The organism is Bacillus sp. GW823-FHT06A10 (assembly GCF_058795375.1).
The window spans coordinates 19,221-41,234 of sequence record NZ_JBXAHT010000007.1 but is presented as its reverse complement, the minus strand read 5'-3'; the positions used below and the strand labels follow the sequence as shown (position 1 = coordinate 41,234).

Annotated in this window: 31 protein-coding genes and 2 pseudogenes; 24 read left to right on the top strand and 9 right to left on the bottom strand. The window is 32.3% G+C overall.

Annotation, left to right across the window (positions count from 1 at the left end):
* Window positions 1–70 precede the first annotated feature (70 nt).
* The 3 genes from AC1Q8M_RS26680 to AC1Q8M_RS26670 all read right to left on the bottom strand — a co-directional run bounded on the left by AC1Q8M_RS26680 (window position 71) and on the right by AC1Q8M_RS26670 (window position 2,683).
* Window positions 71–754 (bottom strand): hypothetical protein, encoded by a 684-nt coding sequence (locus tag AC1Q8M_RS26680; RefSeq protein ID WP_492334224.1) that lies wholly within the window; start codon window positions 752–754, stop codon window positions 71–73.
* A gap of 166 nt (window positions 755–920) precedes the next feature.
* On the bottom strand, window positions 921–1,439 hold the full coding sequence (locus AC1Q8M_RS26675) for a DUF4352 domain-containing protein (RefSeq protein WP_000516000.1): 519 nt from the start codon (window positions 1,437–1,439) through the stop codon (window positions 921–923).
* Between the two features lie 551 nt (window positions 1,440–1,990).
* On the bottom strand, window positions 1,991–2,683 hold the full coding sequence (locus AC1Q8M_RS26670) for a hypothetical protein (protein WP_492334223.1): 693 nt from the start codon (window positions 2,681–2,683) through the stop codon (window positions 1,991–1,993).
* Window positions 2,684–2,972: 289 nt separating this feature from the next.
* Here AC1Q8M_RS26670 and AC1Q8M_RS26665 point away from each other — a divergent pair, with 289 nt between their 5' ends.
* Window positions 2,973–3,545 (top strand): hypothetical protein, encoded by a 573-nt coding sequence (locus AC1Q8M_RS26665; RefSeq protein ID WP_492334222.1) that lies wholly within the window; start codon window positions 2,973–2,975, stop codon window positions 3,543–3,545.
* Window positions 3,546–3,878: 333 nt separating this feature from the next.
* Window positions 3,879–4,838, top strand: coding sequence for a bacteriophage abortive infection AbiH family protein (locus AC1Q8M_RS26660; protein WP_492334221.1), 960 nt, complete (start codon window positions 3,879–3,881; stop codon window positions 4,836–4,838).
* A gap of 30 nt (window positions 4,839–4,868) precedes the next feature.
* On the opposite strand, the pseudogene AC1Q8M_RS26655 reads toward AC1Q8M_RS26660, so the two are convergent.
* Together AC1Q8M_RS26655 and AC1Q8M_RS26650 are read right to left on the bottom strand one after the other, a co-directional pair.
* A pseudogene (locus AC1Q8M_RS26655) lies at window positions 4,869–5,111 on the bottom strand (YolD-like family protein); the annotation flags it as partial.
* Window positions 5,112–5,178: 67 nt separating this feature from the next.
* Window positions 5,179–5,640, bottom strand: a complete 462-nt coding sequence (locus AC1Q8M_RS26650; RefSeq protein WP_098312495.1) for a hypothetical protein — start codon at window positions 5,638–5,640, stop codon at window positions 5,179–5,181.
* A gap of 395 nt (window positions 5,641–6,035) precedes the next feature.
* Between AC1Q8M_RS26650 and AC1Q8M_RS26645 the strand changes: the two genes are divergently transcribed.
* A complete protein-coding gene (locus AC1Q8M_RS26645) occupies window positions 6,036–6,506 on the top strand; it encodes a tyrosine-type recombinase/integrase (protein ID WP_492334234.1) in 471 nt (156 codons plus the stop codon).
* A 61-nt stretch (window positions 6,507–6,567) separates the two neighbouring features.
* The gene (locus AC1Q8M_RS26640; RefSeq protein ID WP_492334220.1) at window positions 6,568–8,493 is read left to right on the top strand and encodes a hypothetical protein; all 1,926 of its coding nucleotides are present in this window, start codon (window positions 6,568–6,570) and stop codon (window positions 8,491–8,493) included.
* 72 nt (window positions 8,494–8,565) lie between these two features.
* On the opposite strand, the pseudogene AC1Q8M_RS26635 reads toward AC1Q8M_RS26640, so the two are convergent.
* Window positions 8,566–8,655 (bottom strand): annotated as a pseudogene (locus tag AC1Q8M_RS26635) (GMP synthase (glutamine-hydrolyzing)); the annotation flags it as partial.
* Window positions 8,656–9,263: 608 nt separating this feature from the next.
* On the opposite strand from AC1Q8M_RS26635, the gene AC1Q8M_RS26630 reads away from it, so the two are divergent.
* From AC1Q8M_RS26630 to AC1Q8M_RS26620, 3 genes are all read left to right on the top strand, one after another.
* On the top strand, window positions 9,264–10,439 hold the full coding sequence (locus tag AC1Q8M_RS26630) for an AimR family lysis-lysogeny pheromone receptor (RefSeq protein WP_492334219.1): 1,176 nt from the start codon (window positions 9,264–9,266) through the stop codon (window positions 10,437–10,439).
* Window positions 10,436–10,591, top strand: coding sequence for a hypothetical protein (locus AC1Q8M_RS26625; protein WP_170925773.1), 156 nt, complete (start codon window positions 10,436–10,438; stop codon window positions 10,589–10,591). The genes AC1Q8M_RS26630 and AC1Q8M_RS26625 overlap by 4 nt, the downstream gene beginning before the upstream one ends.
* A gap of 169 nt (window positions 10,592–10,760) precedes the next feature.
* Window positions 10,761–10,892 carry a hypothetical protein gene (locus AC1Q8M_RS26620; RefSeq protein WP_302684110.1) on the top strand — a complete coding sequence of 44 codons (132 nt, stop codon included), beginning with the start codon at window positions 10,761–10,763 and terminating at the stop codon, window positions 10,890–10,892.
* Between the two features lie 18 nt (window positions 10,893–10,910).
* Here the strand turns inward: AC1Q8M_RS26620 and AC1Q8M_RS26615 are convergent, their stop codons facing one another.
* The gene (locus AC1Q8M_RS26615) at window positions 10,911–11,246 is read right to left on the bottom strand and encodes a helix-turn-helix domain-containing protein (RefSeq protein WP_000481476.1); all 336 of its coding nucleotides are present in this window, start codon (window positions 11,244–11,246) and stop codon (window positions 10,911–10,913) included.
* Window positions 11,247–11,488: 242 nt separating this feature from the next.
* Here AC1Q8M_RS26615 and AC1Q8M_RS26610 point away from each other — a divergent pair, with 242 nt between their 5' ends.
* The 12 genes from AC1Q8M_RS26610 (at window position 11,489) to AC1Q8M_RS26555 (ending at window position 16,089) form a co-directional block, all read left to right on the top strand.
* On the top strand, window positions 11,489–11,698 hold the full coding sequence (locus AC1Q8M_RS26610) for a helix-turn-helix domain-containing protein (RefSeq protein ID WP_002099116.1): 210 nt from the start codon (window positions 11,489–11,491) through the stop codon (window positions 11,696–11,698).
* Between the two features lie 210 nt (window positions 11,699–11,908).
* Window positions 11,909–12,046 (top strand): hypothetical protein, encoded by a 138-nt coding sequence (locus AC1Q8M_RS26605; RefSeq protein WP_492334218.1) that lies wholly within the window; start codon window positions 11,909–11,911, stop codon window positions 12,044–12,046.
* A 372-nt stretch (window positions 12,047–12,418) separates the two neighbouring features.
* On the top strand, window positions 12,419–12,619 hold the full coding sequence (locus AC1Q8M_RS26600; protein ID WP_492334217.1) for a hypothetical protein: 201 nt from the start codon (window positions 12,419–12,421) through the stop codon (window positions 12,617–12,619).
* A gap of 1 nt (window position 12,620) precedes the next feature.
* Window positions 12,621–12,797: a hypothetical protein gene (locus AC1Q8M_RS26595; RefSeq protein ID WP_174767268.1), complete on the top strand. Its 177-nt coding sequence runs from the start codon at window positions 12,621–12,623 to the stop codon at window positions 12,795–12,797.
* Window positions 12,798–12,814: 17 nt separating this feature from the next.
* Window positions 12,815–13,447: a Sak single strand annealing protein gene (locus tag AC1Q8M_RS26590; protein WP_492334216.1), complete on the top strand. Its 633-nt coding sequence runs from the start codon at window positions 12,815–12,817 to the stop codon at window positions 13,445–13,447.
* Window positions 13,448–13,462: 15 nt separating this feature from the next.
* Complete coding sequence (locus AC1Q8M_RS26585; protein ID WP_168171570.1) at window positions 13,463–13,639, top strand: hypothetical protein; 177 nt, start codon at window positions 13,463–13,465, stop codon at window positions 13,637–13,639.
* Window positions 13,639–13,860 carry a hypothetical protein gene (locus AC1Q8M_RS26580; RefSeq protein WP_079004500.1) on the top strand — a complete coding sequence of 74 codons (222 nt, stop codon included), beginning with the start codon at window positions 13,639–13,641 and terminating at the stop codon, window positions 13,858–13,860. The genes AC1Q8M_RS26585 and AC1Q8M_RS26580 overlap by 1 nt, the downstream gene beginning before the upstream one ends.
* Window positions 13,861–14,607, top strand: a complete 747-nt coding sequence (locus AC1Q8M_RS26575) for a DnaD domain protein (RefSeq protein ID WP_492334215.1) — start codon at window positions 13,861–13,863, stop codon at window positions 14,605–14,607.
* On the top strand, window positions 14,591–15,349 hold the full coding sequence (locus tag AC1Q8M_RS26570; RefSeq protein WP_492334233.1) for an ATP-binding protein: 759 nt from the start codon (window positions 14,591–14,593) through the stop codon (window positions 15,347–15,349). The genes AC1Q8M_RS26575 and AC1Q8M_RS26570 overlap by 17 nt, the downstream gene beginning before the upstream one ends.
* A 14-nt stretch (window positions 15,350–15,363) precedes the next feature.
* Window positions 15,364–15,627, top strand: a complete 264-nt coding sequence (locus AC1Q8M_RS26565) for a hypothetical protein (RefSeq protein WP_098360988.1) — start codon at window positions 15,364–15,366, stop codon at window positions 15,625–15,627.
* On the top strand, window positions 15,584–15,829 hold the full coding sequence (locus AC1Q8M_RS26560) for a hypothetical protein (protein ID WP_002094320.1): 246 nt from the start codon (window positions 15,584–15,586) through the stop codon (window positions 15,827–15,829). Before AC1Q8M_RS26565 ends, AC1Q8M_RS26560 begins: the two co-directional genes overlap by 44 nt.
* A complete protein-coding gene (locus AC1Q8M_RS26555) occupies window positions 15,826–16,089 on the top strand; it encodes a hypothetical protein (RefSeq protein WP_025687798.1) in 264 nt (87 codons plus the stop codon). The genes AC1Q8M_RS26560 and AC1Q8M_RS26555 overlap by 4 nt, the downstream gene beginning before the upstream one ends.
* Window positions 16,090–17,425: 1,336 nt before the next feature.
* On the opposite strand, the gene AC1Q8M_RS26550 is transcribed toward AC1Q8M_RS26555, so the two are convergent.
* Window positions 17,426–17,614 carry a hypothetical protein gene (locus AC1Q8M_RS26550; RefSeq protein ID WP_001145518.1) on the bottom strand — a complete coding sequence of 63 codons (189 nt, stop codon included), beginning with the start codon at window positions 17,612–17,614 and terminating at the stop codon, window positions 17,426–17,428.
* A gap of 110 nt (window positions 17,615–17,724) precedes the next feature.
* Between AC1Q8M_RS26550 and AC1Q8M_RS26545 the strand changes: the two genes are divergently transcribed.
* Both AC1Q8M_RS26545 and AC1Q8M_RS26540 read left to right on the top strand, forming a co-directional pair.
* Window positions 17,725–18,354 carry a Holliday junction resolvase RecU gene (locus tag AC1Q8M_RS26545; RefSeq protein WP_000529722.1) on the top strand — a complete coding sequence of 210 codons (630 nt, stop codon included), beginning with the start codon at window positions 17,725–17,727 and terminating at the stop codon, window positions 18,352–18,354.
* A 138-nt stretch (window positions 18,355–18,492) separates the two neighbouring features.
* Window positions 18,493–18,879 carry an ArpU family phage packaging/lysis transcriptional regulator gene (locus AC1Q8M_RS26540; RefSeq protein WP_000441089.1) on the top strand — a complete coding sequence of 129 codons (387 nt, stop codon included), beginning with the start codon at window positions 18,493–18,495 and terminating at the stop codon, window positions 18,877–18,879.
* A gap of 59 nt (window positions 18,880–18,938) precedes the next feature.
* Here the strand turns inward: AC1Q8M_RS26540 and AC1Q8M_RS26535 are convergent, their stop codons facing one another.
* Window positions 18,939–19,277, bottom strand: coding sequence for a hypothetical protein (locus AC1Q8M_RS26535; RefSeq protein ID WP_000218074.1), 339 nt, complete (start codon window positions 19,275–19,277; stop codon window positions 18,939–18,941).
* 925 nt (window positions 19,278–20,202) lie between these two features.
* Here AC1Q8M_RS26535 and AC1Q8M_RS26530 point away from each other — a divergent pair.
* The 3 genes from AC1Q8M_RS26530 to AC1Q8M_RS26520 all read left to right on the top strand — a co-directional run bounded on the left by AC1Q8M_RS26530 (window position 20,203) and on the right by AC1Q8M_RS26520 (window position 21,739).
* Window positions 20,203–20,514: a hypothetical protein gene (locus AC1Q8M_RS26530; RefSeq protein WP_098453492.1), complete on the top strand. Its 312-nt coding sequence runs from the start codon at window positions 20,203–20,205 to the stop codon at window positions 20,512–20,514.
* Window positions 20,515–21,122: 608 nt separating this feature from the next.
* The gene (locus tag AC1Q8M_RS26525) at window positions 21,123–21,308 is read left to right on the top strand and encodes a hypothetical protein (RefSeq protein ID WP_001253140.1); all 186 of its coding nucleotides are present in this window, start codon (window positions 21,123–21,125) and stop codon (window positions 21,306–21,308) included.
* A gap of 218 nt (window positions 21,309–21,526) precedes the next feature.
* Window positions 21,527–21,739 carry a hypothetical protein gene (locus AC1Q8M_RS26520; protein WP_080451094.1) on the top strand — a complete coding sequence of 71 codons (213 nt, stop codon included), beginning with the start codon at window positions 21,527–21,529 and terminating at the stop codon, window positions 21,737–21,739.
* Window positions 21,740–22,014: the final 275 nt, after the last annotated feature.

Here is a 22,014-nt window from a genome sequence, read left to right as displayed (position 1 = left end):
CTTAAAAGAATTATAGCCTCCGAACTCGTATCTAATTTTGGATTTTGTATTAATATAAATAAGAGCCTACTCATGATGAGGAGCTCTTAGTGTTTAATTTAGAGAAGTAAACCATTTCATTATGATAAGTTTCAACTTCTTGTGTGGTATTATCCATTGAATGTAAATTGATAATATTTTGGATATATTCTAATGACCAATTTAAATTATCGTATAGATGATAAAAAAATGCTTTTGCATCTAATGATAACTCTTCGTTTTCTGCTTTTCCGTTAATTTCATTGATGAGATGATTTCTAATTTTATCTAATGATGCTCCGTAATTTGATACTACAGACGAGGGATAAGAATAATTTTGTTTATTAAAAATCGGCTGATAATGTTTAATTAAAATTTTTTCAAACAATAGTCTGTCTTCGATAACTGGAATTTCATAATAGATGACTTCTCCAGCGTAATAACCATAGTAATCTTTATTAACATTTAATCTGGTCTTTATTTTACCTTCGCCTACATACAAACACTTTCTACTTTTGCCTGATAGGTCACATGGATTGGGTGTACACCACTCTACATCTTCATCCTCTTCATCATCATACATATCAAAAACAACATAAACACCTACAAGTTCTTCATCTATTTTTTCTCTATAATTCCATTTTATATGAGTTGGTTTAGGGATATTTAAATCTATATTCTGTAAGCTAGAGCTTTTATAAAATATATCATGAGAAATACCTATGTTAATTTGCATATTTTATCTCCTTTTCCATAAAAAAAGACACCTAAAGGTACCTTCCTCCGACTTGAACCACTTTAATTTTAATAATATGTATTGGACTCCCGTCCAAACATTATTTTACTACCTTAAGTAATGTCAGTTGTTAAGAAAAAAAGGCACTCTTTCGAGTACCTTTTTCCTATTCTACTTTTAAATTAATTTCTTTACCTGTCATACCGCCACTAGCTTTTAAGAAAAGTCCTTCAGCATCTTTTGGTATATCAAATACAATTTTCCCTGTCTGTGTTAGACCAGGATTTAATTGTTTTAAGAAGAAGTCAGTTTTTCCACCGTTAGCTAAGTCAAAAGATGATTGACCTTGTACAGAAGATGTGAATTCACGACCTTTGTTATCTACCAATTTAAAGCTGTTAGTATCAACAGTGATAGCGTCTTTTTGATTATTAGTAAGTGTAACTTCTAAAATCTTAAAGACACCTTGTGCTTGTTCTTTTGAGTATTCATTACCCACAGAATCTACTGTTTCCATAGATCCTACAGAGATTTTCACATCAGAAGATACACCTTCTTTTGATACAGCTTTAGTGTCTGTTGAAGTTTTTTCTGATGAATCTCCGCCACCAGCAACCATAGCAATTATTCCGATTACAAATAAAGCTATAATGCCCAGGCATCCAAACTTAAATATTTTTCCCACGTTTGTTCCTCCAATTATGTAAAATGTAAGATTGCCACGTTAATAATAACAAATTAAATATCTTTATATTGTCATATTATGTCGAAGGGAAACAAAAAAGAGAGAGTTATAACTCTCAATGGGAAAATGATAAGAATTTACCGATGGATATTAGAGAAATATTCTCTATTTTTTACTAATATTGAATAATGTTTTTTATCAAATCTATAGAGAGATGTGGTTTTAATGTGGGTAGGAAGGAGTGTGTCCCGAAAGGTGTACTTTTTAGAACGTATGGATCATATTGTTGCTTTTAAATAAAGTTATTATGACCATAAATAGACGGAAATTTTCGAACAGAGTGACGATAAAAAAAGAAATTAATCTTTTGTTTAAAAAGATTAATTTCTTTTTTTATGATTTATATGTATTTTAACTTTATTATATAAGAACCAAAATCATAGCCGGTTTTTATTATAGCTATAGCTGATATTAAGGCTAATGGATGTTTAATAAATGGATTTTATAGGGATTTATGTATATTTTTCGTATTGTAAACCTCCATTCTCAATTTATTCTACACCATTTATTGTAGTCTCATTTTGTAAAAGCATAACTTTTAAATGCTCTGTTATAACCTTCATGTTATCAATAGCATATCTAATTAGACTTAATATGTCTTTTTCTATATTAAGTCCTTTGTGAAACGTTTCGCCCAAGTTATCAATATGTTCAATATCACTATTTTTAAAATCAAGATTAATTTTTGTAAACGTTATAACATAATCGGCCATTTCAATATTTTCTATCATTTTTTTCATTAAAGTTTTATGAAATTCTTTTGTCTTTTGAATATCCTCAAATACTACATTTTCACCAAATCCAAATCTTATAAATTCTTTATGTGTTGTTTCTAGAGGATGAGCAATTATATATGATCTAATTGCTTTGAAATAATCATATTTATCCCTATTTATACTTTTAACTTTAATACCATAAAACTCGTCTTTGTCGTTCTTTTTGTCATAGACTGTTAATTTTCTTAACAAATATTCTATTGATGTTAATATTTTGTCTGAAACAGATATTAATTCATACACATTAATATCATCATTTTTATTGTTTATATCTTGCAAAGCATAATTTATAACTGCTCTAGCTGACATAATTTTAGTATTTATTTCAAAGTGTTTATTTACGTCTTTTTCAAAGTAATCATTACACACTTGATTAAATTCATCAAATGCTTCTCTATTAATCTTCATTAATAATCAAATCCTTCTATTAAGTTATTGTTATAAAATATATTTATAATCTATCATATTTAATTTTTTAACAACAATATTTTTGTTAATGTATTGGGCTTACCAAACTTTTACTAAAATTTTGTGGAGTTTTTCTCATTTAACTTTATTTCAAATTAACACATATTGTTTATGGATTTTTTGCATATTTTAAAATTTGATATATCCATCAAAAATTATTTGGTTTAAACTGTGAATTGTTATTTATATAAATAACAATTTAAACATATTAATGTAAAGGATGTGTATTATGATTTGGTTTTTTGTTCCACTATTAACTATAGCTTTATTATCCGTTATTATCTTATGGTTATTTTATAATTTAGAAGTAGATAATAATAATATTAAAAAGAACTCAAAATTACTGATGTTTTTAGTTAGGATACTTGAATGCATATTAAGTTTTTTAAATCATGCTTTTTTTGTATCAATAGTTATTTGGGTAGGGTTATTCTTATTTCTTATGGGACTTCTGTTAATTCCGAAACCTCCGGAACGACAGTATTTATTTTTAGTTGGCAGTTCAATACTTTTTGCATATGCTATGCCAATAATTACTCATTACGCTATTAAATGGACTTCAAAAATTAATAATTCTGATTATACGATAAATGTATTATATAAATATAAAACATACTTAGGGAAAAGTAATTTTAGAATAGTAACATACTTAATATTACTTCTCTTATATATTGCAAGAAACTTTAGGGATTTTTGCAAGTGGGAAAATCCAGATATTCTTAAAGTTTCTGCTGAAGCGTTACTTACGTTTGTCATAATAGATACAATGATTACCATATATAATGAAAAGAAATCTAAATAACAATTTATGAAATTTATATAGAGCAAATGAGGAGAACACTTGGAAACTCCTTATTAAATCATAATATATCAGTATTATTTGATACTTCTATTATAGCTTTATATAATAGAAGTACAACAGAATACAAAACGACATACGCTTAGTGGGGATGCTATTTAGCTGAGATGGACGGATGTCCAAACCCTTTGAACCTGTGAGTTAAACCTCGCGTAGGAAACAATGCACACTGGGCATCGAAAGATACCTCTGTCGCATTGTTTTTTTGTTGCATTCTTTTATTGAAGGGAGAAGCAATATGCAAGCGAGTAACAAGGAATATAGGAGTTGAGTTTTTTGAGTAAATTATTTGTTTTAGGGAATGGCTTTGATCTGGCTCATGAACTTCCTACAAGTTATGAGCATTTTCACCAATATCTTTTAGAAACCTATCCAAGAGCTAGGAAGTTAATGCCTACTTTTGGTGTATCAATTCATGAAACGCCTGAAGGGGGAATTGATGTTGATAATAATGAAGCAGTAGCGTTTATTAGGGAAGTAATTAGTCAAGTGGAAGGGGATGATTGGTGCAATGTTGAGAGTAACTTAGCACATTTACCGTTTGAAGATTACCTTAGCGATCTTGAAGATTGTTTTGATTTAGATGATGATAAAGAATTATATAGGAATGTATATAGAAATGAAGACACATCAGATGCGTTTTATCGTGTTATGTTAAAGTTCCATAAGTTTCTCGTTGATTGGGTTAAATCAATTGATATATCTGATACTATTCCAAATGAAAAGTTTAAGGCGTTAATTGACAATGAAGTTGACTACTTTCTCACGTTTAATTATACATGTGTACTAGAGGTTATATATGATGTTTATGAAGATAATATTTGTCATATTCATGGAGCAGAATATAGTTGTGATTCTGAGATACTATTTGGTCATGGCCATGTAAGGGATGAATATGAAAGTTCACATATTGGTGCTACGGACAGCTTGAAAAAAATACATAGTCTTTTAAAAAAAGATACGAATAGTGCTCTTGATTCAGCGGAGTTTTTCTTTGATGATTTATCTTCAGTGCAAGAGATTTATTCTATAGGATTTTCTTTCTCGGAAGTAGATCTAATATATATAAAACGGATTTGTGAGGTTTGTAATACTGAAAAATGCACGTGGTATTTATCAGATCATAGATATGATGAAACAGAAGAAGAATATAAGAGAAAAATTAGAGAAGCAGGTTTTAAAGGTGAATTTGATATATTTACTATGAAAGAAAATGAAGAATCTGAGGATGAATAAAAAGAATGCGATCTTTAACCTGCATTCTTTTTATTTAATATCAATTCTATTCGGAAATTGAAATTTCACTTTATTATAAAAAACATCGGTACATATGACAGCACTATTTTGCTAATCAATGCCAACAACAGCAATATAGCTAGAGAGTAAATGGCCATCTTCATAATATGTAATTAGTATTTCTTCTTCAGATAATAAGGAACATAACAACATGTTCTCAATCAGTTCTTTTTCTTCAGCGGTTGAGATTGGACGGGGTACCCTATACGTTTCTTAATTATTTTAATTGTATTAGAAATTGTAAATAATAAAAGAGAGCCGAGGCTCTCTATAATAACTACTAATAACCATAGTCACTACTCTCATAGTAATATGAATTTGATTCACCACAACAAATACATGTTGTTTGTTGGATAAATAATGGACTAAGTTCAGCGTTAGCTGTAGTGGCATTTGAGAAAGTAATACTTTGAACATCCTCAAATAAGAAAGTTTTTCTATCTCCTGGTGTTAATGTAATTGTTTGTGGAGTTGTGGAATTAAATGTTCTAATAGTCAATGTAACAAACGCAGCAAATACAGGGCTAAAACTAAAGCGAATTAGAGTTTTATTGTGATTAGTTGTAAAATTTTCAAATAGGGTAATTGTAGAACCGGGTGGAATTTCAAGACTTGTAGGGGTAGTTTCAGAGCCGAAAATTGTAAATGTCTCTATGAAACAGTTATTGGAGTTTGAAGAGTTACATGATTTATCTTTTTTCTTGTAATATTTCTTTCCATCTTTGCAGAAATAATCTGCCATATCTAATCATTCCTCTCAAAAAAGAGTTTAAGGTTGTCCCATATATATTATGAAGGTTGTATAAAAAGGTTCTAGTTTAAAAAGAGTAAATAAAAAAGAGAGCCGAAGCCCTCATTGGATAAATTGGTAATGTTTTGAAAAACGACCTTGCTGACGTCCGTCTGGCTCCTCATAAGCTCGTTGGATGTCATTGCGAAATTTAGAGAATTTATTGCTAATCATAAAGAAAAGACACCCAAAGGTGCCTTTCTTCGACTTGAACCAATTTAATTTGAATAATATGTATTGGACCCCAATCCAAATATTATTTTACCATGTTAAGTATTATTGGTCATTGAGAAAAAATAATAGCACTCATAAGAGTGCTTATCCTTCAACCTAATGTTTTTTACTAGATTTTTTATGTCCTTTATAATGAATTTTATATTGCTGAACCAAAAACAAAAGCCAGTAATCGTGTAATTGCACTTGATGATACAATTTATTTTCTAAGAACGTGGAGAGAAAGACAAGTTGAAGTCTTCCCATCAAAATACGTTTTATCTTACAATGGATTTTCAACTAATAAAAGTGCTACATTTCATATAATTGAGCAACATTCTAAGCTTGCTGATGTTCATCGAATAAGAACTCATGCTCTTAGACATTCTCAGGCTTCGCTATTGATTTCTCTTGGAGAAAACGCATTAGTTGTTCGTGATAGACTGGGACACGAGGACATACAAACCACATTAGGTACATATGGACACTTATATCCAAATATGAATAGAGAAGTTGCAAATAAATTAAAAAATGTGGTTACAGTCAAAAAAAATCACACAGCTAAGAGAAAATTAATTTCTAATCAGTATATTAAAAGAAAATAAAAAATTGATGATATAATTTTAAAAGGTAGAGTAATCTGCCTTTTTATTATTACAAAGTGGGGTGTGTTCTTTGCAATTAGGTCAATTTAATCATGATTCGCTATATAGTAAAACACTGGAGTATTGGTATGACACATGGAAAGCTTTATCAGAAGAAGTAAAAAAGGGGACAATAGGAATGGATATAGTTAACATTCGTGTTGTTTTATTAGATGTAATTAATGAATATGAACTAAATAAATTTGAAAGTGAAAACAACCGTAAAGTTTATTTAAAATTAATCGAAAATCTTATTAATGAAAAACATATGAAATTATATAGAGATGAATTACTTGTTTTAAAAGGGCAATTGGAAAAAAAAGAAGGTCAAGCAGCTTATGTTATTGCCAGGGAACTTTCTAAAAAAATTGCAGAAGAAAATTTTGCGCAGATGTTATTTGATGAATTATTAGTAATTATTGAAAAGAAATCATTTTCAAAAAAGGATAGAATTAAAATTAAAAATTTAACTAAGGATATTATTATAGACTTAGTAACTTCAGGAAAAGATGTAGAGGACATTGAAAATTTGCTTAGTGATGTATTCCAAGCATATGATATACAAGGAGAAGATATCTATATCTTTTTCAAATATGCCCCTAATGAACTGTCTTCTGGGCAAGCTAAAGAATATATTGATCATTTAACCGTGAAAGATAGGTTAGAGATATTTAGAAAAAATTTAATAGCTAAGAAAAGTGACTATCTTTTTATATTTCCTGTATGGGGAATGATTGCACCTCTTCCTAAAGATGAAAACGATACAATATTCGGTTTACATATATATGATCCAACTCTAGAAAAGCAAATTCCAGATAATGAGCTTATGTTTGACGAAACGTTTAACATAAAGCAATATGAAGAAAATGTTGAAAATAAACATGAATATGATAGTAGATGCAATGTAACAGTTAAAGTACAGGCTATTTCTAACAATGTTGCGAAAAAAATTGCAGAAGAAAAATATTTGATTTTTTTAAGTTTAGCAAATTTGAAGTTTGCTGGTAATTATAAAGAATTTTTTTGGGATGAACAGTATATAGGAAGAAAAGATGATAGTGAATACTTCGGTACCGCATTTGGCTTAGATAACGATGATAAAGTTGTTAGAAGAACTCTCAGCAAAGGTACTCCAGTTTATTTTAGTGATGAAAAGTATAGAAAAATGAAAGATTATTCTAAGGTAATTGATACCCTTGAAAAAAGGAATATGTTCATTGAATTAAATTCTATTATTAATGTAATTGAACTAATGTCTAAGTCTATTTGGGAAACAGAGGAAAATAAGCTATTAAATTATTGGATCTGCATTGAAAGTTTAGCAAATATTTCAAAGACACATAAAGAGTCTAAATTTACTTTTATTAAAGAAACAGTATCTAATATATATTTTCTTGGGGAACGATTTAGACCACTTCAGAATCTCTTTTTATTAACTGAATATTATACTAGATACTCATTTAAAAATGATGATTCCATCAATATACCAGAAGAATTTATCCACGATGTCGGTATTTACAAAGGACGGTCTGAAGATTCAGTAGTATCCTTAGTGAATTTTTACAAACGAATGGAGGAATTATTGTCTTATACCACAAAAGAAAGTTTTTTAGACCGTATTGAAGATACTCTTGATTTTTATCAAGATAATAAAAAGGCTTTACAGATGATTCGAAATAAAAAAGATGAAGTTAAGTTAACAATTGATTATATATATAAGTCTAGAAATCAAATTGTTCATAATGGTTATGTAGCAAAAAACCTTATACCTTACTTAGTGAATTTTGCAGAAAGTTATGCAAAGTCATTATTCCAAAGAATTATAGACGTATATCTTGAAGATGAATTTGACTTACAAAACTATTTTCTCAAAGAACAATATGAAGGCATGTTATTAGAAAAAAAACTTTCAAGCGGAGCCTTTTATGAAATTGGACCAGAAAAATAAAATTATTGTTTGCAATATACAAAAACAAGAGCTTAGACCCCTTTTAAAACAAGGATTCTAAGCTTCTTTTAATTATTCCCACTCAATAGTTGCTGGTGACTTAGAAGTAATGTCATACACAACACGGTTGATGAGTGCTACTTCGTTTACCATAAGCGTTGATGTATAAATGTTTATTAACTAGCTAAACATAATTGAGGTTTAAAATTACAGTTCGATTATTTAAGTTATTTTTGTAAGTCAATTGTAGCATGTTAAAGGGCTATATCCAATTGACACAATCTGAGCTCTTAAATCATCTTCTCTCAAAAGACTCTCTAAAGGCTAGACGGATAATGACAGTAAATCGCTTTCATATTTACTATATATTGTCGAGCGGAAAATAAAAAAGAGAGCTGTAGCTCTCCTGGTTAATACGTTAAAACATGCATAAGAGTACTTCATACAGAAAGATGCACTATTGCATATTCTTATCCGTAAGTGTGAATAACCATTGATATACAGCTATTTTCAAACTTTCTCAACATTTTTCTGATAACCACACGACTGAATTTTGGCAAAAATATGATATTATGAAAATAATAAAATAAACGGACGTAAAAAAGACCCACGGTGCAAGTAGTGCTGGTAACACTCTTACACTGCCCCTACTACCCTAGGGAACATTGTCGCGGATCTTATACATATAATTATAACACAACATAGATTGAGGGTGGCACGTTTTCCTTTATGGGGTTTACGTGTCTTTTGTTCCGGTAAGGAGGAGCAAAATGAAATATTGGTTAGCTAAAATCATTGATGAAATTGATTTTCAAAGAAAAAGCCAAGAAAATGTTGCTAAACATCTTGGAATCAGTGGACCTGCTTTTTCAAAAAACTTATCTGGTAAAAGTGAACTTAATTTTTTAAATATGATTAAGTTAGTGAAAGATTTGTATGAAGACAATGTCGAATTGACTTTTATGGTTAGGGAATTCTGTAAAAAGATGAATGGTAAGAAGAATATTAGAATGGCTATGGAATATGGAAATGCTATAGGAGACTTTGAGCTATTACGTATAGCAGTGCAAAAGGGGTTTAATTCAAATAACATAGTAACGAAAGAATGGGCATTTGTATACGAAATGGTATTAATCAGGCTAAAACGATTTTTAAGTAATAAATCCTTGTTAGAAGAATTAAACGAGCGGAAAAAGCACCGTATAGTTAAATCTGCTGAGACTAAAATAATGCTTGATATAATAACGTTTTACACTCTATATGAATCCAGAGAATACAAAATGTTATTTAGTTATTCAGAAATGTTATTGCCTAAAATTGAAAAAATAAGTGATGCTTTTACACGTGATTTATATAGAGTAAGAATACAAGAAATTATTGCATATGCAAGTTTAATGGATGAACAGATAGACAAATCTAGAAATATTTGTCATGAAATATTGAATACAGAAGATGATTTCGGATACTTAGATATGTTAAAAGTATCTGCTTTAGGGTGCTTAGGTGAGTCATATAGTTTTGATAGCTACGAACAGTCATTGTGGTACTTAAATAAAGGAATAGACTTGTTAAATAAATGTCATTCTCATAGGGCGGTAGAACGGAATAGAAACTTTTTGAATATGCGTTCTTATATTAGATTGATAAGTAAAAAAAAATTACATGATTTAGACATATACGATGTTGGGGAGGAAGCCTTAAAGCACATAATTAACGGGAATGCAAAAGAAGCAGTAAGATTACTTAGAAATGAGGAAAAAGAAAAAGGCAAGCTTACTCCAATGAAACTTTGTTATTTAGGGATGGCATTGAAAGATCGATCATTGTTAGAACAGTCAATAGAAGGTTTTATTAATGAGGGATGCAAATTTTATTGCAGGTTACCCAGAAAAATATTGGGAGAATTTAATAAAAATGGTATAATATACATAGGTGATGCTAAATGAAAAAAATACTAGCTTTAGTAACAACATTGGCATTAGCTGGAGCGTTATATGTTACTCCTGCTAAAGTCCAAAAAGAGCAACCTAAACAAGTAGCGAAGGATGCTCAAACACAAATTATGTTAAGAATGGATCCTGGGACTGGAATTGGTTAATACTAAGACGTCTAGGTTCTAATATAAATAGATTGAATGCGATTGTCTCGTTAATGAGGCAATCGCATTCGTCGTTTATAAGGAGATTAACCAAAAGTTGAAAAATTAATATTAGTTATATATTGTGAATTATTCACAAATTACATAGAAAATAATGGGGGTTTTAGGGATGAAAAAAGAGAACTTAGCTGAGTTACTATGGAAGACACTTGTTATGGGAAAAATCACAAGTGATGAAAATAAGAAAAAAGAAGTTTTTAATATAGAGCTACATATTATGAACAAAAAAAATGATTGTTAGCATCTCACTGACAATCATTTAATCATCTGAACCAAGGGCTGCCTGCATCATTTTATAAAGCATCTCTTGTTCATGTTTAGGTTTTTGTTCTAGTTTTTCAAGTAAAACGTCAAACTTCTTTCGTAGGTCAGAGTATTGTTCATTACTTAAATGTGGATCGTCAGATAGCCCTAACAAATAATCAGTAGTTACATTTAGTACCTTAGATAATTTAGTTACAGACTCTCTAGATGGAGTCTTTTTATTACCTTCGAATCTTGAGATAGAAGCTTTAGTTAAATTAGTTAGTTCAGCTAATTCTTGCTGGGTTAAGTTTTTCTCTATCCTTAATTGTTTTAATCTCTCATTAAACATTTATATTTTTCCTCCCCTAGAAAAAAAGTTACCCGTAGGGTCAACCTTTAATTATATATTAATACGAATGTTTCTCATAAGTAAACATTAAAAAGGGAATAAAAAGTAAAGCTTTTTATATTTTTCACTGTTTTTTGTCCTTATATAACATGATTGAAATTTAATTTTATATTTTTTATAAAAAATGTTTCCCTCAGGGTAACTTGTGTGTATAATAAAAATTGTAAACGAGGTGATCATAAATGAAAGTTAACCATCAATTACTTTTAAGACTCCGCCGTAAACATAATATGACACAAAGAGAACTTGGCGAACGACTTAATAAGGCTAAAGAAACGATCTCTAGATATGAAAATGGAGTGAAGAATCCTAGCTTACAAACTTTATGTTCTTATGCAGAAGTTTTTGGTGTAACAATAGACGAATTAATGGAAAAGAAATTGAAAGTCTAATTTTTTTAACCGCTTCAGTTACCCTAAGGGTAACTGAAGCGGTTAATTAAAAATAATCGGAAAGCAAAATCCCTTAGAACAGGAGGCGGTTTAAATGTTAGAAGAAAGCATATTCTCACATTTAATGATATTAGTGGGTGTTACCTTGCTTGCAGGATTCATTCAACTTATGGAGTTCATAAACAAACGTTTGATTGAGGATGAAAAGTGATGGGTAAACAACAGCGAGATGAGTACGAACGAAAGAAAATATTGTGGATCATAAAGGATTTAAGAGCTAGAGGGATACATAACAGCGCAGATAAGGTTGAGGAAATGCATAAGAAGTTTATCACTCTAGCTAAATGATAAAAGCCCTGCAAGGGGATGCAGGGCAAGACTAAGGGTATTGAAGAATTGTCGATTCTAAAAGTAAAGGACTTCTTGGAATGTAATAAGTTTAACACGTAGTTTGTTAAATTTTTATATAAAGATTTTAAGAATTTGTGAACGTAGACAAGTATTCCGATATTTGAAAGCATCAAAAAAGCCCGTACAGAAGCACAGGCCAGTTGTTACACATATCGGTAACTAAATTTTAACAAACTTTCAGAAAGTTAGCTATTGAAAAATAAAAAACGCTCGATGGCAACTAGCGCTGTAGAGAAAACATTCCCTAAAATTAGCTACCCATATTATACCATAAATTTTCTCTCAGTAAATAAGGAGGAATGCAAAAAAATGATTGAAAATCCAATTGTTTACGCAAACCATCACGATTCATCAGCAAGAGACTTCATGGATTATTGCCAAGGGTGTGGTGGAGAAATCTTCTACGGAGAAGGGTACCTTGATTTTAGTGGTGATCCAATCCATATCGAATCCGAATGCATCAAACAGTACGTTGAAGAACATTCGATGAAGAAAGTAGCAGGTGAATAAGGTGATCCTACAAAACAAAATTGAAGCTGAAATTCAAATTATGAAGAGTCTAGTTGAACGATATAAGCAAAGCGATGAACCTAATGCTGCATCAATGGTTGTAGCTTATGAATACGGATTGCAGTCACTTTTGGAAGTGTATGAAGCTAGTAAACAAACGGAAATATCACCATTTTAAAAGAGAGGAAGATTTATATGATAACTGAAAATTACTTTTCTAAATTAGCTCAAATAGATTGCACGGAACACGTTGAAAAGAAAGGACGCTTTAACTACTTATCATGGGCGTGGGCGGTTAAAAAGCTTCGCGAAGTAGATCCAACGGCAACATGGGAAGTTAAACGATTCAATGGAGTACCTTATCTTAAAACGGATTGCGGTTATTTTGTAGAAGTTGAAGTAACTGTACAGGGATTACCGCTAAGCCAAATTCATCCGATACTAAACAACCAAAACAAGCCGATTGCAGAGCCTAACAGTTTCGAGATTAACACAAGTATCCAACGTTGCTTAGTGAAGGCAATTGCACTTCACGGATTAGGATTGTACATCTATGCAGGTGAAGATTTACCAGAGATCCAAGAGGAAATGATTACTGCTCAACAAGTTGGTGCAATCAAATTAAACATAAAAAAATTAGCTACTCTTCGAAAAGTTGATGAAGACACAATTAAAGGACACTTAAGTATTAAAGAAGTTGGCGAATTGACATTAAAACAAGCTGGAGAAGTACTTAAGAAATTAACAAAGTGGGTTAAACAGGCTGAAAAAGAAACTTCTAAAATCGAAGAACAAGAACAGGTTGAAAAAATAGAACAAACAAACTAAGGAGATGCTAAGCCTATGTTAGACAAAAATCAATCTAAAGTCGTCCTTCCGAAGTGGGTGTGGAAGGGCGCATGGAATGAAAAAGAAGCGAGAGTAAAGGCGATTGAGTACATTACTCCTGATCGCTACCCAGGATATAAAATAATCAAAATTCAAGGCGACATAGCGGTATGCGAAAGGGAGAATGCGTAATGATACCGATTCGAGTTAAACGAGGATCAAAAACTGAGTTAATAAAAGCGGTACGCGAGTTAGAAAAACGCGGATTTGATTATGTAACACCAATTAAAGCAGTTTATAAAACAAAAAAAGATTTTGTATATAACGAAAACAAGAACATCAAAGGTGGCTATAAATTCTACGGAATGGAAGAATACGTCTCTTATGAATGTTGGATGAAGAAGGTGAACTAAATGAATTTTATTGATAAACGAAAAGGATTTTTCATGATAGAGAATGATGCAATAGACAATTGTGATTTGGATGTTTATGAATTTAAGGCTTACGCAGTAATTGTGAGACATGCAAATCGAGATACACAATCAGCGTTCCCGTCTTTAACAACTTTAACAGAGAAAGTCGGATGCGGAAGAAAGAAAATAGTTCAATGTATCAAGTCATTAGAAGAAAAAGGTTATATCCAAAAGGTCAATAGGAAGGACGATCAAGGAAATAACTTATCCAATATCTATTATGTTCTCCCTACCCCTAGTGTCTCACAGAAACTAGTAGTGTCTGGGGGAAACCAGGGTAGTGTCTCAGAGAAACCAGGGGTAGTATCTGAGGGGAACTGTAACAATACTAATCTTAACAATACTAATTTAACAATAAGTAGTAGTAAGAATCCCTTCTCATTCTATGAAAGTAACATTGGAGTTTTAAATCCATTCATGGCAGGTAGCGTAGAACAGTGGATTAAAGATACAAGCGAAGAACTTGTTATAGCAGCTATGGAACGTGCATTAAAGAAGCAGGCTAAATGGAATTACGCTGAAGGCATCTTAAAACAGTGGGCTAACAAAAACGTTAAGACTTTAGGTGATGTGGAAGCTTTAGAAGTTGAATACCAAAGAAATAAAGGAGCAAAAAACAATGCAGAGAGCAGCGGCAGCAATACCAACCGATATAGCCAAAAAGGTGAATATGACTATGGATTCTGATGTGTGTGATACGCATGGCATGAATAAGATGAAGTTCGGTGGACAAGTTGTTTGCCCTCGATGTTTCCTTGAAAACGATAGTAAGAAGCTTCAGCAACAGGAACAAGCAAAATACGATGCAGATAAAGCGAACGAGAAGAAATTCATGTTTCACCAACAAAGCATGATCGCCGATAGCAACATTAAGAAAGCTAACTTTGAAAACTACCAACCTACTAGCGAGGAAGGAGCGAAGAACCTTGGACTCGCAAAGGTCATCGCTACGGATTATCTCAACGGAAAGATATTTAACACGATTATGGCAGGAAATTGCGGGGCAGGGAAAACACATCTTGCTTACGCTATAGCGGATCAGCTTGCAGGAGCAGGGATATTAGTTGTCTTCGTCACAGTTGGCGAATTGCTACGGAAGATTAAAAGTACGTTCAATAAAGATTCCTCCTTAACTGAGGACGCAATAATTCAAAGTTTAGTAAGAGCACAAGTATTAATAGTCGATGATTTAGGAGCAGAGTTAGGCGCATTAGATGCCAATACGAAAGCAACAAACTTCATTAATAGGGTACTATTCGATGTTTTCGATGGTAGGCAAGGTAAATCTACTATCTTCACGACAAACCTCACAGGAAAGCGTTTAGATGAGGCATATGACGAGCGAATCGTATCACGAATTCTTAATAATTTTAGAACAATAAAATTCGAAGAAACAAAGGATTACAGAAGAAAGGCATTTCCATTTTAAAGGGGGAATAACCGATGTGTGTATGTGAAGGAACGGGAGTAATTAGCAACGATATGGGGAATGGCTGCTATCAATTTGCACCGTGTATTTGCGAAGCAGGGAATCGCAGTCCTGAAGAAGTGGATAGAAGACGTCATGCTGTTATGGCGGAGTTACGAGAAATTCATCAATTACAACTGGAGGGGAAATGGGATGCCACGACTTGGAACGGATTTGGAAAAGGAGAATTACACAATGGCGTTGCAGCAGGGGAAATACATGAAGAAGTCGCGTCGTAACTTATATATCGCTTTAGAAGAGTTGGATTTAGTGTTTGATGAAAGCGAAGTGATTCGATTAAGAGAAATGTGGGATGAGGATAAAGATATTCTTGAAATAGCAAAAGAGTTAGGAAGGCATCAACTAGAAATCGCCGCATTAATTATGGATCAGGCAGATAAGAATAAAATCAAATCGCGTCCAATGGGGTTAGGGGCATGAAACAACTAACACTGGAGGATGTAGTGGGAAGTTTTGATTATACCGCAACAAGTACCGTGGACAAATTCTTGAAGCGTAATAGCGTTATGACGTACTCAGTAGAGTTTTACGATAAGGATGAGAAGTGGAAGCTTCGTTGGTTTGAGGCGAAGTCCGAAAGCGAAGCTATAGAAATGGCTAAAAGAAAATACGGAAAGATACAGATTATCACCACGTATATTTCTGATAGAACCTTAGAAGAGATAATGAATTTAGATTAGGAGACATAGCGTTATGACGTATTTAAAGGGCAGAAACTCATTTGATTGAACGAGGCACCAGTAGGCGTCATAGCGTCAGTAGAAACGTTAGGATTATTGGAATCAGAAAGGAGAAGTATGGTTTCGGCTTTACTGGCTATGGGCACTAAATAAAAAAATGGTCCTTACTATTACGTAAGAACCCCATAATCGAAGAAAAAAGTCGTATGTGAACCATGTGGGAGTCACAATAATATTTTAACATTTAAATATATAGTTGTCTATACAACAAGGCGAACAAAATAGTTATTTTGTTAAGATCGATAGCTGAAATGCTAGATATCTAACATTTCAGCGGGGTGTTATCCATTTTTATTACGAGAGTTTTTCAACTTGCTATTAGAAGAAATAACTCCACAAAATATAGCGATAAAAATTGCAGCCCAAGTTCCTATGGACATAGAGATCCCTCCTAGTAATAAAATGAACTATTTCTATATTTTAACATTATTAAATGTCTTGTTGTTAATAAATTGAAATATTACACAAATATGATGTTATAAAACTAAACAAAATCCTTATTGGAAAGAAAAAGAGATAGGGTTCACAACCCCATCTCTTCCAACAGAGATAAGTGTAGTTTTGCTTCTTCGCAATTTGGATTAATGCAGTAATGAATAAACGAATGGTCATCGTGTTGTATGAGAGGTTGATCACAAGATACACATGTATATAGTGGGAGCATTTTATATACATCCTTACAAATTATGGATTAATTTTAACATAGTTTTAGCTGGTTGAGGAGTAAGAAAAAATCGTGATTTAAATAAAAGAAACCCCGATTGTCTGCGGGGTTCCTAAGGGTAATCGTCAAGTAATGACGTACTCGACTAAATAACCATATCATGAATTTTTTGGTAAAAATACTGGTAAATGTGTCCAAATGAGGAAGGGCATCGTTTTGAACAAAAACGCTATTTTGCACAACAAAGCAGCTAGCTAAAGTAGCTAACTGCCTGCTGTAAATACTATTCCAGATGGATACGCAAATTGTAACTGCAAGTTACATTTATAGTATAAACAGACTTAAAAATGTTATGCAGGGAAGTAAACTAAATAAAAATTTCATTTTATAAAAATAAAAACCCTAGTTCCCTAGGGTAATGGTATAACAGCCAAATATATTTTATCCTTTTATATCGTAACGTAATATTACGTTGAAAACATCAGGTAAATGAAACCAATTACAGAAAATAAGAGCAGCTAGCAAAAGCTAACTGCTCGGTTCTCCAAGGGGGAACAAGGAGAAAGTAACTTAATGGGTTGTCTACAGTATTGACGGAATATTGAGTTTTATTCACGAGAGATTATATTCTGAAATTTGAATTATGATAGTCGATATTCTCCATATTGACCAGAACAGAACTAAAAGTTCTAGTGAAATTCCAAGGGTTCTTTTCTTAGTTTTTTGAGATTCTTTTATCAAATAGCCAACAGCACTAATTGCTATAAGAATGAAAAGAATAAGTTCGAGTGTAACTGGCATTCTATCTACTCCTAAAAATAAGTTTGCATATAACGATTATAAGATATTTTAATGATTGGTTGTAAAAAATTCAACAAAATAATCCTTTTAATAGAAAGTGAGGAATAACAATGGGGCAAGGTAACCGTGGAATGGCATTTGAAATGCTTATCAATCTAGCGAATGAAATGTATCAAAGAGGAGGAGTGGCGCTTATTAACAAGCGTCCAACTCCTGTGAAGGTGTTAAAGAGCAAAGGTAGCCGTGTACTAAATGGATTCTATGAAGCAAAGAGCACAGTAGACTATGACGGTGTATATAAGGGACGAGCTGTAGCATTTGAAGCGAAGTCTACAGAGAAAGATACACGTTTTGATTTAAAGAACATTGCACAGCATCAATTGGATTACCTGGAGAAAGCGGAGAAGATGGGAGCGATATGCTTCTTCCTTATAGAATTCAGTAAGGATAAGTCAGTATTCGCAGTGCCACTATCAGTCATTCAATCTTATGTAAGGATGTCTCATCAACCGAAGGGCAAGAAGTCTATACCAAGAGCAGACTTCGATATTTATGGATACTTAGTAGAACAAACAGAACGAGCGCCAGTTGATTACTTACAATATATTGATGAAGTAGTAGCGCCAGTCATGTTTGATGGAATGATTCAGTTTGATCAGGACTATCAAAAGGTAGCGAATAATATTGAAGCAGCAAAAGAGAAGATGGCCAACAAGAAATGTAAATTATTAAGGATTTAATGGATAACGGAACCTTGCAAGGTGGATGGTGGGGATTATTCGCTATGCATGTTTCCCTTATTCAACAAAGAGATAGTAAAATTTCACGTACCTGATGTGAATGTAAAAAGACAAATTCAGAAATAGGGGGATTCCTTCATGGAGAGACAATTAACATTATTACCGACTATTGATAGAGAGACAGAAAAACAGGTTCAGAAAGAAGTAGTGAAAATACTAAAGGAATACCGCGCATTGAAAACGCGTTTTGAAAATGAAGTGGAGTTAAAACACGAAGGAATCAGTTTGTTCCCGGAGATTAGAGACACGAGATATATTAGCAATATCAAGTTCAAGCAGATCGATAAGGCTTTAGAGTACGTTTTAGACTATGACGAGGCAGAAATCATCAAGAAGAAATACTTAAATGCAGATAAGCCGAAAGACAGCTTTATTTACACTGAATTATCGATGAAGAAAGATCACTTCTATTATAAGAAGAAAAATGCGATTCGATTGATTGCTACATCTTTAGGGATGATTTAATAATACAAAAAAGCCAAATTGACAGTTTTTAATTAACTATCCATTTGGCTTTTTATGTTTTATTTTTTAGGCATCCATGTATGTCCGCAATTCATGCAACCATTAACAATATTTTTTCTACCAACAAATCCACTGAATAAAATTATCGGTGGTCCTAGAAGTACAATAAGAAGACCAACAATTGCAGAAAGTCCAACAACTCCATCCATAGAATTTCGAGGAACTATAACATATAAAAAATTAGAAACTATTCCAATAGTTATAAGTGTACCTAACAGAAGAAATAGAATAAAAAACGCCCTTTTGAAATTATAACCACGCTTATTACCGACTATTTGATCTGATTTGCATTTCCTACAAACCACACGCTTTGTTACTTTTTCTTGTTGTACCGTCATGTCTAACCATCCTTGCTTTTTATAAAATTATAATAGCTTAATTATATGATATTATTACCTGAACTGGATACAAATATTATCAAAAAAAGAAAAAATATAATAAATTGGAATGTTTATGTTTTTAAAAACTTCGACAAAATGCCGACAAAAATGGGGACTAAATAGGGGGAATTTTGATAATGAAATCAACGGTATTCTTAATGTACAAGCCTTTTGACAACCGCATATCGAAGAGGATTAGTACACCTATAAGTGAAACGTTCTTATGCGAGAATGTCACGGTAACGTATACAGCATAGTAGGGCGGGCCAGGCGGTAAGAACCCGTGTTATGACGAAAAGACCAATGAGTATAACAATGACATATTCCAGTGTGGCGGGTGTGAGATAACTCGCATTCGTCATGCTGTTTCTATTGTATTTATCAATCAGCTCGGAATGCGTCCTCTGGGTTGATAATAAATATAAGTCTATTTCTCTCTAATATGTCGGTTCTTGAAAATGGAATGGGGGTGGTTGCTCATGATTGAGTGACACTTGCATTCTAAAAAGCTAAAAAGTATACGTATCTCGTACATTAGTAATTACTCAAGGTTCTTATTAATGACCAAAACGAGGGCAAAGAGTTCCACTCTTTGTTTGAGCCAATACAGCGGAAACATTCCCCTTCCGTCCCTCTAGTGTATTGGTTCAAACAAGGCGTCGGAAGAAACATATACGTCTTGGATATAAATCCTTTATAACTCGATATTGGTCAGATAAGGCCCCCAACAGCCAATGTATTGACCAGCTCTACGGAGCATAAACGAGAAGATTCTTAGTCTTCTCCCATCCCCTTGAAAGCTGTCACTTCGGTGATGGCTTTTTGTTAATTAATAGGACATAATATACAATTTAGGTGTATTATTGATATAAAGGGGGATGAGATGGATAAGACTCAGATAGAAAATGCGATAAAGTATAACGATGATGATTTCATTGATTTTGTTAAAGATTTAGTTGGCTGTGGACGTTTAGAAGGCGCTGCAGAAGGAATTGCGAAAAAAATTATTCATGATGGTACATTAGATTTATCAGATAAACAAATATATACTTTCATAAATTACGGTTTAATGAATGAGAACTTTTTAGATAAATGTGGTCGATGTTATAATCCTATCCCGTGGTCTGAAATGCTAATAGCTGTAATGGAAAGTGGGTATTGTAATTATTGTGATCATATGTCAGCTAAAGATTAAAAAAAGCATCCATAACTGGTGCTTTTTTCTTTGTTATATAGAAATTACATATTAAACAGACATTTATATACGTGGTTACTACACGCTAAGGAATAGTAATAAAAAGATGAGACCGATGAAACCGTATAAAAACCAAAAGAATCCTAAGATGGGGAATGTTTTATGAAATTTAAGCATGGAAACCTCCTTGGGTATATAAAAAATTATAATACATCGTTGGTCTATTTAGAATACTAACCATGAATTGGATGGAATTAAGTAGGGTTAAATCAATGGAAGTTATACATTAAACGCATTTAATGTGTCATCTAGGTATAAAGATAGTTGGTAATCATACAATGATATGGAAAGATCTTTTCTAACGTGTTAGTTACCTCAAAGTATATGTATCTTTTGGCGCCTGGGCGAGGGTGCTTTTTTTATTGCACATTATGATAAGGACAAGCATATTATGTAATAGGACGAGTTCTTCGTGTCCTATTCAATGCTCAGGATAAACCCCAATTCACATTGAGAGCACCTCTGCTATTGGTGCTCTCTTTTTATTGAAAAGAATATATATAATATGATTAATAGATTAATATTTCAATATAAGGGGTACAAATTCGATGCGACGTAAAAAGGATTTGTTGAAACAATGGAAGGTAGATTTGCAAGCTGTTCAAGAAGAAAAGAGGATGAAGAAGAAGACTAAGAATAAGAAATATAGCATCCCTGGTAATACAGCTGGATTCATGAATGGTAAGAATACTTATCGTAAAGAGAATGGGGTATGGAAACAAAGAAATAAATAATGTGAGGATAAATAAATTTGATTAAGTTTATAGCAATTATTATAGGCGCTGCCGTGATCTGGTTGGCGTCTTGTTTGCTGTTAAGGAAAGATAAGACGTGAGATAGACTTGCAAATTGAAATATTATTAGTTTGAAACATAGACTAGTAAACAAACTATTTCTACCTTTTAATCATAGAATATGATGAATTCTATTTTTAGAGGAGGGAATCATATCTATGGGATGGGATAATAATTTTGGACATTCTCGAGATTGTAATAGATTTTGGGATGATTTAGTATTTTGCGGTTGCGGCCGTAGACGAAGAAGAAACGATTTTAACGACTGTCATTGTAGACGTGACTGCGATTGTGATGAGTGTCGTCGTAGACGTAATCATGACCGCGATCGTGAGCATGAACATGGACATGGTGAGCATCGAGATTGGTAAAGCCTTTTGAAAGAGTGCATATCTTAATCGCACTCTTTTTTATTATGTTTTTATTAGTACTTATTAATTCTAAGAATACAGTTTCAATTTGATTTAATAACTAACAAAACAAACGAACATAATGAACGAAAATAAATGTCTTACTTAACTGTCTAAAAGTTGACCCTTTTGTACAGTTGAAATGTATAGGGTAAAAACTTTGTAAACAGATAGTTGTTAATGTCTAAAAGATAGTCTAAAATAAAAGTATATAATTCTTAAGACTTTTAGACTAT